We start from the raw sequence: 1,306 nt of genomic DNA, 5'->3' as shown, positions 1-1,306 counted from the left end.
CTGCAAGCCCGGAGCGGGCCTCCGTTTCAATTAGATTTTCCGTGGCCGTCGAAATGGCCGTCAATGCTTCGGAAATTTCCGGGTAATAGGTCCGTCCGGCATCGGTCAGCAGCAGGCGGTTATTCAACCGGTGAAACAGCGTTTTTCCAAGGAAATCCTCAGCATTCTTGACCTGCATGCTGACCGCTGCCGATGACACCCCAAGTTCGGACGCCGCTGACGTAAACCCGCCCAGACGCACCGCTGCTTCAAAGGCCTTAAGCGCATTCAAAGGTGGAAGAAGCATGGATGGGCCCTTTTGAATCAGAAAAACTTAGGCAAGCCTCACATTTTTCGATCTGTAAAGCCATCACGCAAAGGCCATCATGGCCAAGAAACGGGAGTGGCAGACATGGCGCGCATAGAGATCGAATACCTGGGGCAGCCGGAAGTGGACCGGGTGGCTCTCAGCAACGACGACATACTGGACGCGGTTGAGCAGACTTTGGTTGCAGCCGGCCGCAACAAGACTGTCATCGAACCGCGGATGCATCTGACACCGGATCCGGCGTTCAACGGGCATTTCAACGTGCTGCGCGGATATGTGGCGCCGCTGGATTATGCAGGCGTCAAGATCGTCGGGGATTACGTCGACAATTACAAACAGGGCCTGCCGTCCGAGCTGGCGCTTTTGAACCTGTTTTGCCCCAGGACCGGGGCGCCGCGCGCCGTGATCGACGCCGCAGGCATTACCGATATGCGCACCGGTGCGCTGACGGCCCTGGGGGCCAAGTGGCTGGGGCCGAAGACCCCAAAGATCTTGGGCCATGTCGGGGCGCGCGGCACCTCCTACTGGAATGTGCGCCTGCTGGATCACCTGTTCGATTTTAAAGAAATCCGTGTTCATTCGCGGCGGCCCGAAAGCCAGGAGGCCTTTGCCGACCGGCTGCGCCAGGATCTGGGAAAAGACGTGACGGTGACCACCGACTGGCAGAGCTGCCTGGAAGGGGCTGACATTCTGGTCGAGGCAACGCGCCTAAATACCCCGACGCCGATGTTTGACCGGTCCTGGGTCAAGCCGGGCGCCTTTGTGGTGCCATATGGAACCATGAGCACGCTGCCTCTGGATTTCATCGAGGGGTTTGACAAGCTTGTCATGGATGATCTGGGGCAGATGCGCGCCGGGCATCTGGGAGCGCTGAGGCCGCATATTGATGCAGGCCTGGTCAGCGAGGAGTCTTTCTATGCCGAGATTGGCGAAATTGCAGCAGGATTAAAGCCGGGACGCGAAACGGACCGCGAAACCATTCTGTTCTGGCATCGGGGC

Annotated in this window: 2 protein-coding genes; one reads left to right on the top strand and one right to left on the bottom strand. The window is 58.7% G+C overall.

The window, feature by feature from the left end; translation table 11 throughout:
- Positions 1-241, bottom strand: a 241-nt coding sequence (locus A2I95_RS38935; RefSeq protein WP_291737730.1) for a LysR family transcriptional regulator, incomplete at its 3' end; no start/stop codon positions are given.
- Positions 242-391: 150 nt separating this feature from the next.
- Between A2I95_RS38935 and A2I95_RS38930 the strand changes: the two genes are divergently transcribed.
- Positions 392-1,306 (top strand): ornithine cyclodeaminase family protein (locus A2I95_RS38930; RefSeq protein WP_291737729.1); only part of this gene is annotated, 915 nt, incomplete at its 3' end.

Source organism: Leisingera sp. F5 (assembly GCF_001593695.1).
Note: the sequence above shows the minus strand (reverse complement) of the source record. Positions and strands in the feature narration are given on the sequence as shown.